15 protein-coding genes and 1 pseudogene are annotated in these 12,248 nt (G+C 44.1%); 12 read left to right on the forward strand and 4 right to left on the reverse strand.

Annotated features, from left to right (window positions below):
• Positions 1-23 precede the first annotated feature (23 nt).
• Complete coding sequence (locus CVD19_RS18825; RefSeq protein ID WP_101584371.1) at positions 24-164, reverse strand: sporulation histidine kinase inhibitor Sda; 141 nt, start codon at positions 162-164, stop codon at positions 24-26.
• A gap of 426 nt (positions 165-590) precedes the next feature.
• Here CVD19_RS18825 and CVD19_RS18830 point away from each other — a divergent pair, with 426 nt between their 5' ends.
• The 8 genes from CVD19_RS18830 (at position 591) to CVD19_RS18865 (ending at position 5,743) form a co-directional block, all read left to right on the forward strand.
• Positions 591-1,106, forward strand: coding sequence for a YqeG family HAD IIIA-type phosphatase (locus CVD19_RS18830; RefSeq protein ID WP_101584373.1), 516 nt, complete (start codon positions 591-593; stop codon positions 1,104-1,106).
• A gap of 4 nt (positions 1,107-1,110) precedes the next feature.
• The gene (gene yqeH, locus CVD19_RS18835; RefSeq protein WP_101584375.1) at positions 1,111-2,217 is read left to right on the forward strand and encodes a ribosome biogenesis GTPase YqeH; all 1,107 of its coding nucleotides are present in this window, start codon (positions 1,111-1,113) and stop codon (positions 2,215-2,217) included.
• Positions 2,218-2,287: 70 nt separating this feature from the next.
• Complete coding sequence (gene aroE, locus CVD19_RS18840; RefSeq protein WP_101584377.1) at positions 2,288-3,127, forward strand: shikimate dehydrogenase; 840 nt, start codon at positions 2,288-2,290, stop codon at positions 3,125-3,127.
• Complete coding sequence (gene yhbY, locus CVD19_RS18845; RefSeq protein ID WP_101584379.1) at positions 3,121-3,411, forward strand: ribosome assembly RNA-binding protein YhbY; 291 nt, start codon at positions 3,121-3,123, stop codon at positions 3,409-3,411. Before aroE ends, yhbY begins: the two co-directional genes overlap by 7 nt.
• A gap of 102 nt (positions 3,412-3,513) precedes the next feature.
• Positions 3,514-4,083 carry a nicotinate-nucleotide adenylyltransferase gene (locus CVD19_RS18850; protein ID WP_101584381.1) on the forward strand — a complete coding sequence of 190 codons (570 nt, stop codon included), beginning with the start codon at positions 3,514-3,516 and terminating at the stop codon, positions 4,081-4,083.
• A complete protein-coding gene (gene yqeK, locus CVD19_RS18855) occupies positions 4,073-4,639 on the forward strand; it encodes a bis(5'-nucleosyl)-tetraphosphatase (symmetrical) YqeK (RefSeq protein ID WP_101584382.1) in 567 nt (188 codons plus the stop codon). The genes CVD19_RS18850 and yqeK overlap by 11 nt, the downstream gene beginning before the upstream one ends.
• A gap of 4 nt (positions 4,640-4,643) precedes the next feature.
• Positions 4,644-5,000 (forward strand): ribosome silencing factor, encoded by a 357-nt coding sequence (gene rsfS, locus CVD19_RS18860; protein WP_101584385.1) that lies wholly within the window; start codon positions 4,644-4,646, stop codon positions 4,998-5,000.
• Positions 4,997-5,743, forward strand: coding sequence for a class I SAM-dependent DNA methyltransferase (locus tag CVD19_RS18865; RefSeq protein WP_101584387.1), 747 nt, complete (start codon positions 4,997-4,999; stop codon positions 5,741-5,743). The genes rsfS and CVD19_RS18865 overlap by 4 nt, the downstream gene beginning before the upstream one ends.
• Before the next feature lie 90 nt (positions 5,744-5,833).
• Here the strand turns inward: CVD19_RS18865 and comER are convergent, their stop codons facing one another.
• A complete protein-coding gene (gene comER / locus CVD19_RS18870) occupies positions 5,834-6,661 on the reverse strand; it encodes a late competence protein ComER (protein WP_101584388.1) in 828 nt (275 codons plus the stop codon).
• A gap of 86 nt (positions 6,662-6,747) precedes the next feature.
• On the opposite strand from comER, the gene CVD19_RS18875 reads away from it, so the two are divergent.
• The 3 genes and pseudogenes from CVD19_RS18875 (at position 6,748) to CVD19_RS18885 (ending at position 10,259) form a co-directional block, all read left to right on the forward strand.
• On the forward strand, positions 6,748-7,380 hold the full coding sequence (locus tag CVD19_RS18875) for a helix-hairpin-helix domain-containing protein (RefSeq protein WP_101584389.1): 633 nt from the start codon (positions 6,748-6,750) through the stop codon (positions 7,378-7,380).
• Positions 7,381-7,465: 85 nt separating this feature from the next.
• Positions 7,466-7,924: pseudogene (locus tag CVD19_RS18880) on the forward strand (ComE operon protein 2); the annotation flags it as partial.
• A 34-nt stretch (positions 7,925-7,958) separates the two neighbouring features.
• Positions 7,959-10,259, forward strand: a complete 2,301-nt coding sequence (locus tag CVD19_RS18885) for a DNA internalization-related competence protein ComEC/Rec2 (RefSeq protein ID WP_101584394.1) — start codon at positions 7,959-7,961, stop codon at positions 10,257-10,259.
• Between the two features lie 107 nt (positions 10,260-10,366).
• Here CVD19_RS18885 and CVD19_RS18890 read toward each other — a convergent pair whose 3' ends face one another.
• The gene (locus CVD19_RS18890) at positions 10,367-10,501 is read right to left on the reverse strand and encodes a YqzM family protein (RefSeq protein ID WP_101584397.1); all 135 of its coding nucleotides are present in this window, start codon (positions 10,499-10,501) and stop codon (positions 10,367-10,369) included.
• Between the two features lie 307 nt (positions 10,502-10,808).
• Between CVD19_RS18890 and holA the strand changes: the two genes are divergently transcribed.
• Positions 10,809-11,840: a DNA polymerase III subunit delta gene (holA, locus tag CVD19_RS18895; RefSeq protein ID WP_101584399.1), complete on the forward strand. Its 1,032-nt coding sequence runs from the start codon at positions 10,809-10,811 to the stop codon at positions 11,838-11,840.
• A gap of 85 nt (positions 11,841-11,925) precedes the next feature.
• Here holA and rpsT read toward each other — a convergent pair whose 3' ends face one another.
• Positions 11,926-12,186 (reverse strand): 30S ribosomal protein S20, encoded by a 261-nt coding sequence (gene rpsT, locus CVD19_RS18900; RefSeq protein WP_101584402.1) that lies wholly within the window; start codon positions 12,184-12,186, stop codon positions 11,926-11,928.
• Positions 12,187-12,248 lie beyond the last annotated feature (62 nt).

Here is a 12,248-nt window from a genome sequence, read left to right on the forward strand (position 1 = left end):
AAAAAAAGCCCATCAGGGCGAGTTCAGGACGAATATCTTATTCTGTGAGATAATGAACGACGATGAATTTCGGTTTCAATTAAACGAATGAAGTCAAGGCTGAGGTCTAATTCTCTTGCTTTAAAATAGGATTCAATCAAAAGTTCATCTGAAAGTTTCCGCATCCCAGTCATTCACCCCCGAAAAATGATAATTAAATAGCACTTATGAAATAGTATAGTAAATTCAGTTTGTTGTACTCTTACTCTATCAGATTTAATCAGGCAGAACAACCGTTCTGGTTATCCACAGGGCCCCGTGGATAACCTGTGATTATTTTGTTTATAAATGGGAAAATAGTAATGAAATCAATGTGTAAAATGTGAATAAAGTTATCCACAGCTGGGAACAAGAAGATTTTTGTCGAAAAATATTACCTGCCGGGCAAGTATTTTGTTTGTTTCTGGTGATGATATTCAGCCATTTTTCCATTTTCTAAAAACAGCCGTTCTCGGAACTGCCTGGTATAGCAGGTTTGTTTTGTAAGATGGGGTAAAATTAGTTATGATGTTTACATTACGACAGGAATTATATAATGAGGTGTAATTAAAGTGTTAAACCATTTTCTGCCTGACCAGCATGTTAAAAGTATATTTGATATTAAGCCGGAAAACTTAAAAGAAAAAGGAGTTAAAGGAATCATTACCGATCTCGACAATACTCTGGTAGAATGGGACAGGCCTTACGCCACTCCCAAATTGATCGAATGGTTTGATGAAATGAGAAGGAATGAAATCCTTGTGACTATCGTTTCCAACAATAATGAAACCCGTGTAAAGGCTTTTGCCGATCCCCTGCATATACCGTTTATTTTCCAGGCGAGAAAACCAATGGGCCGTGCATTTCGCAGGGCATTAAAGGAGATGGGGCTGCGCCAGCAGGAAACGGTAGTGATCGGTGACCAGCTGCTTACTGATGTCCTGGGCGGAAACAGAAACGGCTTCCATACAATCCTGGTTGTGCCCGTTGCGAAGACCGACGGGGTGGTTACCAGGTTTAACCGTATGGTTGAGAGGCGGATCCTAAATTGGTTCAGGAAAAAAGGCAAGCTTAATTGGGAGGACTAAAGCATTGGAACAACAAGAAATAATTTGTACTGGATGCGGGGTTAAAATTCAGACGGAAGAGCCGCATGAACTCGGGTATGCACCGCCACCCTCGCTTGAAAAAGAGGCAATTGTGTGCCAGCGCTGTTTCCGTCTGAAGCATTATAATGAAGTTCAGGATGTCAGCCTGACAGACGATGATTTTTTGAAAATCCTGAATGGGATTGGCAACAAGGACGCCCTTATCGTGAAGATCGTTGATATTTTCGATTTTAACGGCAGCTGGCTTCCGGGCCTGCATCGTTTTGCCGGCAAGAACAAAGTCCTTTTGATTGGAAATAAAGCGGATTTGCTTCCGAAATCCGTGAAGCAAAACAAACTGACCGACTGGATGAAGAAGGAATCGAAAGAACTGGGATTAGTGCCGGAAGAGGTGTTCCTCGTGAGCGCCTCCAAGGGGATGAATATCAAGGAAACGGCGGCCGCAATCGACCGGTTCCGTGAAGGAAAAGATGTTTACATTGTAGGCTGCACAAATGTGGGGAAATCTACGTTTATAAACAGAATAATAAAAGAAGTGACCGGAGAGGGCGATATCATTACAACATCACATTTCCCGGGCACTACTTTGGACATTATTAAAATCCCCCTTGATGACGGAAAGTCGCTCATTGACACTCCCGGCATCATCAACCATCATCAAATGGCACATTATATAGATAAACGCGACTTAAAGGTGATTACACCGAAAAAAGAAATAAAACCAAAAGTGTACCAGCTAAATGAAGGGCAGACATTGTTTTTTGGCGGACTGGCCCGTTTTGACCATATATCAGGAGGGCGGCGTTCGTTTGTCTGTTATCTATCCAATGAAATAAATATACATCGTACAAAGCTGGATAATGCTTCTGAGTTATATGCGAACCATGCAGGCGAATTATTGACGCCTCCCCGGCGTGAACAGATGGATACTTTTCCTGAACTCGTCAGGCATGAATTTGTTATTAAAGAAGGAAAAACGGATATCGTCTTTTCCGGGCTTGGCTGGGTCACCGTGAATGACCCCGGAGCGAAGGTTGCCGCCCATGTGCCAAAAGGAGTTCAGGTGATGGTGAGGCAATCATTGATCTAGCTGCACGGCAGACGGCACGCAGCTGTAGAGCTCTTCCGTGTGAACCCGTTTTTCCGGAGGGGAGAGGAACTTGAAAAAATTATACGGAGTGATTGGCGATCCAATCGCCCATTCGATGTCGCCATTAATGCATAATGATTTATTTGATTACTACAGGATTGATGCCCATTATTTCCCCTTCCATGTGACAGCCGCGAACCTGCCTGCAGCAATAACAGGTTTTAAGGCGATTGGAGCGGCAGGCTTTAACGTCACCATACCTCATAAAACGGCCATCATTCCCCTTTTGGACCGGCTGGATCCGCTTGCTGCTGCCATTGGGGCGGTAAACACGGTGGTGAATGAGGAAGGCGAGTATGTAGGCTACAATACGGATGGACCGGGATTTGTCCATGGCTTGAAAACAGCTTTTCCAACGTTTCAAAATGAGAAGATATTGATCATTGGAGCTGGCGGAGCAGCACGGGCTATTTATTTTTCACTCGCGCAAGCAGGAGTGACGGAGATTGATATTTGCAACCGTACACCCGGAAATGCAGCAAATATTGTAAATCAGTGCCCTTATGCGTCTAATTCCAACATATTGGATACTCACTCTGCGCAAGAAAACATGGAACAGTATGGGATTATCGTGCAAACGACGAGTGTAGGGATGACTCCAGACACCAGCGCCCAGCCGCTTTCTTTAGAAAAGTTAAACCGTGGCAGCCTTGTCTGCGACATTATTTATAACCCGTTGGAAACACAGCTTTTGAACGATGCAGCTTCTAAAGGTGGATCTGTTCAAAACGGACTTGATATGTTTGTGCTGCAGGGGGCACTTGCGTTCGAGAAATGGACCGGCATTTTTCCCGATGTGGACAGAATGAGGGGAATTGTCCTGAAACAGCTAGGAGGATCAGAATGTTAACTGGAAAGCAAAAACGATTTTTAAGATCAAAAGCCCACCATCTCAATCCGATTTTTCAAGTCGGCAAGGGCGGAGTAAATGAAAATATGATCAAGCAGATCGCGGATGTGCTCGAGGCAAGGGAATTGATAAAGGTGAGTGTGCTGCAAAACTGCGAGGAAGACAAGGATACGGTTGCCCGGAAGCTTTCCGAAGGCGCAGGTGCAGAGCAGGTACAAATCATTGGCAACACCATCGTCCTTTATAAGGAATCGAAAGAGAACAAACAAATCATTTTGCCATAATGCATACCCGGCCCATGCAAGGTTAACCCACTCACCAGGCAGGTGTTTTTGGGCGTTTGCCGGGACATATGCCGGAAAAAGTAACCTGAGGAGGGGCCAAAATTGAAGAAAATAGGCATACTTGGCGGAACGTTTAATCCGCCCCATATTGGACATTTGGTCATTGCCAATGAAGTTCTGTTTTCGCTGCGGCTTGATGAAATCTGGTTTATGCCAAACCAGCAGCCGCCGCATAAGCATAAAACGGCTGGGGCGACTAATGGTGACCGGTATGCTATGGTGAACCTGGCGATTCAAGGACATCCGTGTTTTCGGACAGAGCCAGTCGAGTTGAAAAGAAGCGGCCCTTCCTATACGTATGAAACAATGAAGATATTAAAAGAAATGTATGATGACCACGAATTTTTTTTCATCATTGGTGCAGATATGGTTGAATATTTGCCCAAGTGGTATAAGATAGACCAATTAATCAAAATGGTTACATTCGTGGGTGTAAGAAGGCCTGACTACAGCCATGTGACCGACTATCCAATATTGAACGTGGATACCCCCATGCTGGACATATCGTCAAGCATGATCAGGAAGCGACTTGAACAAGGAACGACTATCCGCTACCTGGTCCCTGAGCCGGTCAGGATGTATATAAAGGAGAATGGTTTATATGGATCGTGAAAAAGCCTTAAGGCTCGTTCGGGAGCAACTGACCGAGCACCGTTACGAGCACACGCTCGGTGTGCTGGAAACAGCGCTGGAGCTGGCACGAAAATACGGCGCGGATCAGAAAAAGGCGGAAACCGCTGCAATATTCCATGACTATGCTAAATTCCGCCCCAAAGATGAAATGAGGCAAATCATTATCGATGAGAAAATGCCTCCAGAGCTGCTTCTTTATAACAGCGAACTATGGCATGCGCCGGTAGGGGCGTTTCTTGCCCAAAAAGAGGCGGGAATTGACGATCCGGAGATTTTGGATGCAATCAGGTTTCATACTTCAGGCAGGCCGAAAATGGCGTTGCTTGAAAAAATTATCTATGTAGCAGATTATATTGAGCCAGGAAGACATTTTCCCGGTGTTGAAGAAGTAAGGGAAATGGCAAGGTCAACCCTGGATCAAGCGTTGATCCAGGCCATAAAAAATACGGTCAGGTTTTTGATGGCAAAAAACCAGCCTGTCTTTCCAGAAACGTTCAACACCTATAATTGGCTAGTCAGTAAACAGGAGGACTGATTTAATGAGTGAAAGACAACTACTTTTAACAGCTGCAAAAGCAGCAGATGATAAAAAAGCCGAGGACATCATGGTTCTCAACATGAAAGGGATTTCGCTAATAGCGGATTACTTTATTATTTGCCACGGAAACTCCGATAAACAGGTTCAGGCGATTGCGCGGGAAATCAAGGATAAAGTTGAGGAAAACGGGGGCTCTGTCAAACGAATGGAAGGGTTCGACGAAGCAAGGTGGGTACTGATTGATCTTGGAGATGTGGTCGCGCATGTTTTCCATCGTGAAGAAAGAAGCTATTACAATCTTGAACGGCTATGGGGTGATGCTCCTTTAGTGAACATCCAGAGTGAACTTCAGCAATGACATACAAGCAATTTGCCTATCTGTACGATCACTTGATGCAGGACGTTCCATATGAACTATGGGCCGAGATGACGATGAAGTTAAAAGAAAAGTATGGCATAAAGGGCACGAAGCTGCTTGACCTAGCCTGTGGCACAGGTGAGATGTCGATCCGTCTGGCAGGTGCAGGACTGGATGTAACAGGAGTAGATTTGTCAGATGATATGCTGGCTGTTGCCAGGATGAAGGCTGATGAACAAAGGTTTTCAATCCAGTTTTTCCAGCAGGATATGGCCGATCTCGATGTACCCGGATTATTTGATATTGTGTCCATTTATTGCGATTCAGTCAACTACCTCCGCACCGGGGATGATGTGGAGAAAACGTTCACTGGTGTTTTTCGCCACCTGAATGAAGGCGGACTGTTTTTATTTGATGTTCATTCACAATATAAAATAAAAAAAATATTCCTGGACCACACGTTTGCGGTGAACCAGGATGATATTTCTTATATATGGCATTGTTTTCCGGGACAATATCCGGACAGCGTAGAACATGAACTGACTTTCTTTGTCCACGATGAAGAAACTGGCCAGTATGACAGGATCGATGAGGATCATTTTCAACGGACTTTCCCTGTCAGTTTTTATCACTCTCTCCTGGAAAAAAGTGGGTTTACTGTGAAGGAAGTAACCGCGGATTTTAACGAAACAGAACCGGCGCCAGAATCAGAGCGGATATTCTTTGTAGCAATAAAACCATAGTTAAGAGGCTGCAGATCCTTTTCCGCAGCCTTTTATTGTATTTAAATTTTTTTTTATTATCAAAAAGGAAAATGGCATTCTAATCGAGAATTATTTATTAATAGAAAATTGTTCCCTTACTTTTTCAAGATCATCCTCAAATTTTAAATGTGTTGCCTCAAACAAATGTTCAAACATATCACCCAATTCACCCTCAAGGACTTTTATGCCTTCTCCGGTAATCCCGCCTTTTACACACACCTTTTCCTGTAGCGCTGGCAATGTGTAATACTTTTTCCGTAATAATTCCCCCATGCCGATCAGCATTTCACTTGCAAGTACCGTTGCTGTTTCCTGGTCTATTGCTGTCTGTTTCACCGCCGCATTAATAAACCTCTGTGTCAGGTAACTGATGAAGGCCGGTCCGCAGCTGACGATGTCTGAAGCTACCCTTGTTATTTTTTCATCTATTTCGACTGGCACCGAAATGCTGCTAAATAACTCCTGTATTTTCATCCTCCACTGTTCGCTGCAATTTTTACCGAATGTCAACAGGGATACCCCGGCCAACGCGCGGTTAGTTATGCTTGGAATGGCACGTGCTGCATTGCAAGGCACTGTACATTCAAGCTGTTCGACACTGATTGGGCTCGTAATTGATATGACGCATTTTGACGGTGCCAGTGCCGGCCTTATGTTTTCCAAAACAGAAAATACATCGTGAGGTTTGACGCATATTAAGATGGCATCGGATTGATACGCAGTCTCCAATGGACTTTTGCAAAGACCGATATCCGGATATATATTTTTTATTTGCAGAGCTTTCGCTATCGTTCTGTTTGTCACTGTCATTGAAGAAGGGGAAACGGCATTGCCATCGATTAAAGCCTCAGCAACTATCCTCCCCATATTACCTGTGCCAATTATCCCAATTTTCAAATCCCATCCCTCCTTCGTACCCGATTTTCTCATATAAATTTATGATTAAAAAAATTAGAATATACCAACAGAAAGGCGGTTAAAAAATGATCAACTGGCTGAAAGAACAGAAAGTGTATATAGTTTGTGCTCTTCTTGTTGCGATTTTTTCAGGATATGCTTTTTTTGCTTCCGGAGATTCAGGTGAATCCAGCCCAGAGGAGGATTGGGCCATCGAGAATAAAGCTGTTGATACAGAAAAAGAAGACAAGGAGAAGCCTTCAGAACCAGCTGTGGTCAAAGCAGACATTAAAGGGGCGGTGCTGAAGCCTGGCGTCTATGTAATGAAGGAAGGGGACCGGGTCATTGATTTGATTGAAACGGCAGGTGGGCTGTCAGAAACGGCTGATGCAGCAACTGTAAATTTTGCCCTTCATGTCAAGGATGAAATGGCAGTGTACATCCCCGAGAAAGGTGAGCAATCAAATATTCCTCAACCAGTGGAAGGCAGCCTGAACGGAGGCACCGGCACATCGGGCGGAACTGGAAAAATTGATTTGAATAAAGCTGAGGCGGCGGATCTTGAAACGCTGCCAGGCATCGGGCCCTCGAAAGCGACGGCTATTTTAGAATACAGGGAAACAAACGGTCCATTTAAAGCGATAGAAGATTTAAAATTGATCAGCGGCATCGGGGATAAAACGTTTGAAAAGTTGAAGGACAACATATCAGTTAACTAGTCATAAAGGAATTGCGCCCGTTTCCTTATAGCTTTAAACTAAAATAGGACAGATAGTATAAAAGACAGAAAGGGAGCGGGTTAACATGGAAAGGATTTCCTGGAATGAATATTTTATGGCGCAGAGCCATTTGCTTGCATTGCGAAGCACGTGTACACGTCTTACAGTTGGCGCCACGATCGTGCGGGAAAAACGCATTATCGCGGGTGGTTATAATGGCTCCATTGCCGGAGGAGAGCACTGTATTGATGAAGGATGCTATGTGATTGATCACCATTGCATACGCACAATCCATGCCGAAATGAACGCTCTATTGCAATGTGCCAAATTTGGCGTGCCTACAGAAGGTGCTGAAATATATGTGACTCATTTTCCGTGCCTGCAATGCTGTAAAGCCATTATCCAAGCAGGGATTAAAACTGTTTACTATGCAGAGGTTTATAAAAATCATCCGTACGCAGTGGAACTGTTCAGGAAAGCGGGAGTCAAGGTTGAGCAGGTAGAATCACCGCCGCTCATGTTCCCGGGGCAAAACGCCGAGCAACAGTGACCCTGCTGGCAAAAGGCAGGAATCTTATGTGAAAGGCAAGCTGTTTTATTTTGCGGTCGCCTCCTTACTTGGGCTTTTGAGTGCGTTAGAGGAGTCTATACTGTTTTTTGGATTGTTCGTTTGCATTGGCATTCTGTTAAAGAAGTTTAGAAACTTCACCAAGGCACAGCTATATTTGCTTCTGTGTGCTTACTTTATTTTTATAGGCATTGGCCATCTTTCACAGGCCACAAACATGACACGCCTTACAGGCAAAGAAAAGGATATTGCCATTTATTTCGATGGAGACATCAAGATAGAAGGCGGCCGTCTGACAGCAACGGTTAACGCCATCCCTGCAGGAGAGAAAATTGTTGTACGCCACAACATCGAAACCTGGCAGGAACAGGAACTTCTGAAGAATAGGATAAAACCAGGTGTGGCATGTAAAATAACCGGTACACTCGATGTTCCTGATGAAGCCCGCAACCCTAATGCATTTAACTACCGTACATACTTGAGCCGGCAGGGTATTTTTTGGATTATGAAACCAGACAGCCTGGATCCCCGAATGTGCAGGCAGCAGCACGCAAATTTATTAACCAGGCTAAAAAGGGTCAGGCATGAAGGAATTCAATATGTGGTAAAAAACTTCCCGCCTGAAACAGCTGCTGCATCTTCAGCATTGCTTTTTGGGGACCAGACTTTAATTGACCCTGGTACTTATGAGGCATATAAGAAAACGGGAACCGTTCATATTCTGTCCATATCAGGCCTGCATGTTGCGCTGCTTTCCGGAATGATTTATGCCGTATGTTTGAGGACAGGCATGACAAGGGAAAAGGCAGAAACCTCGCTCATTTTATTTTTGCCTGTGTATGCAGTCTTGACTGGCTTGTCACCGCCGGTAAACCGGGCGGTGATCATGATGATGATCTATTTATGCGGAAAACGGTTCGGCTTTAAGATTGGTCCCGTTGATGCCGTGTCGTTAGCTTTTATATTATTGATCTCGGTTGATGCTTTTGCCATTTATGAACCGGGCCTCCAGCTATCTTTTTGTGTCACCTTTTCATTGCTCGTATCCACACGGGGCATTTTACCGAAATTCAAATCGTTTTTAACAAAATCAGCAGCAATTTCCCTGATTGCCCAGATATCCAGCCTGCCGGTACTGCTGTTCTTCTTTTATGAATTCTCCCTCATATCGGTAATCGCAAACGCGGTTTTCGTCCCGCTTTTCTCTGCGATTCTCCCGTTGGTGATCGTTCTTTTGTTCCTCCATCTTGCATCATCCCAGTTGGCTGACCCACTGTTGAATCTGGCCACTGAGCTGATATCGGCTTCGAACCGTCTTTCTGAAATCATTGCAGCCTTTCCTATGTCAGATTTCACAGTGGGGAAACCTGGGATTTTCTTAATGCTGCTATATGTATGTGCAATTCCCGCCTCATTTTTAATGTGGGAAAAGAGGAAATTGTTAGCCTTGTTTATTCCGCTGTTTCCCCTTCTGCTACAGTGTATGATCCCATATATTAACCCTTATGGAAAAATTGTATTTATCGATATTGGGCAAGGAGACAGCATTTATATACAGCTCCCTTACAATCGAGGTAATTACCTGGTCGATACCGGAGGCAGAATACCGTTCCAGACAGAGCAGTGGAAGAAACAACGGGAAGATTTTGAGCCGGGAAAGGATATTCTCGTGCCATACTTAAAAAGTATTGGAATCAGGAACATTGATAAGCTCATCCTGACACACGGAGACATGGACCATATCGGCGGTGCTGTTGGCTTGCTTGCGGAAATCAATGCAAGAGAAATTGTCCTGCCTGCCTTTGTCCAGCCAGAGGGCTATGAGAGAAATATTCTTAAATTCGCTCAACAGCGGAACATTCCGGTCAAATTTGTTTCCGCCGGCAACAGATGGAAGGAAGGAAAAACAAGCTTCCAAATCGTTAGCCCTATGGGCCGTTCACAGGATAAAAACGATGGATCAATCGTGATACTGGCAAATGCCGGCGGAAAAAAGTGGCTGTTTACAGGAGATCTGGGATTTGAAGGAGAGACGCGTTTCATTGATGAATATGGCCAGCTGGACATAGATGTATTGAAGGTTGGCCACCATGGCAGCAGGTCATCAAGCTCTGATCCGTTCCTCAAAATGGTCAAGCCGGAGATTGCGGTAATATCAGCAGGAGAAAAAAACCGCTATGGCCATCCTCATACTGAAGTGTTGGACCGCCTATCTGACTTCGGGGTGAAAACATATAGAACGGATGAAAATGGTGCGGTCATCTACACATTTAAAGGTCAAGATGGAACATTTTCAACACAGCTCCCATAATATATAACCAAATATTAAATCCTTGGATTGACGGCGGTTTTTCATGGTTTAAAGCAAAGAGACTGCATGGACAATGCAGTCTCCTGAATTACCTTATGTATCCGCTGTTAGCTTCCGATTAAATGAATGACTGTTGCAATAATAAACATTGTTGCAAAGAATCCGAACGAAACGATGAAGCCCACAGCTGAATCCACGGCATCATTGCGAGTGCTTTGAACGTTCTTTTCAAATTGGTTCACAGTCCATCCCCCCTATTTCCATAAATTATAAGCGATTTCCAAATAAAAATCCAGCATTCCTCATGTCTGCTTTCCTATTATGACAAGAGTTGTCACAAATACTTTCCCTGTCCGGGGCTACAATAAAATTACAACTAAGATCTTCCGGCGTCATATGAGTATCCTAGGCCTTGTATGGCGGCGTTCAATATAAATTGGGAATTGGTCCGGGAACAAGGGGGGCCAGTTCCCTTTGGGTACTTGTCAAAATGTCCAAGCTTCTTTACGATAGGAGGGGAACATACTCATTTCGATCGGAGCGAGACGATTGCTTTTAGACATTTGGAAACAGATCAAGAAAAATCAAATACAGCCTCTGTATTTATTATATGGAACGGAATCTTTTCTTATTAATGAAACAAAGCAGCTTTTGATGAAGCACGTATTGGCAGATGATGAAGCTGATTTTAATTTATCCGTGTACGACCTGGAAGAGACGCCTGTGGAAGCTGCCATAGAGGATGCCGAAACTTTTCCATTCATGGGTGGGAAACGGCTGATTGTGCTGCAAAATCCGGTATTTTTGACATCTGAGAAAACCAGGGAAAAGGTTGAGCATAACCTGTCGCGGCTTGAGGCATATTTGGACCAGCCTGCTCCATATTCGGTTGTTGTGTTCGCTGCCCCGTATGAGAAGCTGGACGAACGGAAGAAAATTACAAAAGCATTAAAGCGGCAGGCTGCTATTGTGGAGGCTAAAAAGCTAACGGAGCAGGAGCTGAGAGTCTGGGTCAAGGACCGTGCATTTTCCAACGGTGTTGAAATTGACGACGACGCAATCGACATGATGCTCATACTATCCGGGAATAATTTGTTTATCCTGACTGGCGAAGTGGACAAGCTGGCCCTTTATGCAGGCAGGGATACAAGAATTAATTCAGAGATGGTCGACAAGCTCGTGGCAAGGTCCCTCGAACAGAACATTTTTGCTCTAGTCGATAAGGCTGTACATAGGAAAATAGATGAGGCGCTAAGGATATATTATGACTTGCTTAAACAAAATGAGGAACCAATAAAAATTCTTTCTGTCATAACGGGACAGTTCCGGCTGATTTACCAGGTTAAAGAGTTGGCAAGGAGAGGGTATGGACAGCAGCAGATTGCCGGCTTTTTAAAGGTTCACCCCTTCAGGATAAAACTTGCCGCAGGCCAGGCCAGGTCTTTCACAGACGAAGAACTGGCAAGGATCATGAAGATGCTTGCTGATGCCGATTACCAAATGAAAAGCGGAGGGATGAAAAAAGGGTTATTAATCGAAATGATTCTCTTGCAGCTTAATGGCAAGGACAAACAAAAATAGGCATGGAAAAACCACGGACGAAAATTTTGTCCGTGGTTTTTATGAAAATAAAAAAACGACCTTACGGGTCGTTTTTAAATGGCTATTAACCGTTTGCGTTCAATTTTTTCATTAAGCGGGACTTTTTGCGGGCAGCTGCATTTTTGTGGATTAAACCTTTTGCAGCAGCTTTGTCCAGTTTGCTAGCCGCTTCAGCGAAAGCTTCTTTAGCTTGAGCATCATTGTTGGTGATACCAGCTTCAGCTTTCTTGACTGCAGTACGCATGGAAGATTTAATAGTAGCGTTATGTGCTTTGCTTGCTTCACTAGTTTTGACACGCTTGATTGCTGATTTAATGTTTGGCATTCCGTTCACCTCCTAAAAAAGCATCGAGAATTTATGGAACTCGACTTTTCCAGTACATTTCT

Source organism: Bacillus sp. T33-2, from assembly GCF_002860205.1.
Taxonomy (GTDB): domain Bacteria; phylum Bacillota; class Bacilli; order Bacillales; family Cytobacillaceae; genus T33-2.

What these genes read in the sequence shown, in the direction of transcription:
- CVD19_RS18825 (WP_101584371.1), bottom strand. Translation starts at nt 164, where the DNA reads ATGCGGAAACTTTCAGATGAACTTTTGATTGAATCCTATTTTAAAGCA.
- yhbY (WP_101584379.1), top strand. Translation starts at nt 3,121, where the DNA reads ATGTTAACTGGAAAGCAAAAACGATTTTTAAGATCAAAAGCCCACCAT.
- yqeK (WP_101584382.1), top strand. Translation starts at nt 4,073, where the DNA reads ATGGATCGTGAAAAAGCCTTAAGGCTCGTTCGGGAGCAACTGACCGAG.
- rsfS (WP_101584385.1), top strand. Translation starts at nt 4,644, where the DNA reads ATGAGTGAAAGACAACTACTTTTAACAGCTGCAAAAGCAGCAGATGAT.
- CVD19_RS18865 (WP_101584387.1), top strand. Translation starts at nt 4,997, where the DNA reads ATGACATACAAGCAATTTGCCTATCTGTACGATCACTTGATGCAGGAC.
- CVD19_RS18875 (WP_101584389.1), top strand. Translation starts at nt 6,748, where the DNA reads ATGATCAACTGGCTGAAAGAACAGAAAGTGTATATAGTTTGTGCTCTT.
- rpsT (WP_101584402.1), bottom strand. Translation starts at nt 12,186, where the DNA reads ATGCCAAACATTAAATCAGCAATCAAGCGTGTCAAAACTAGTGAAGCA.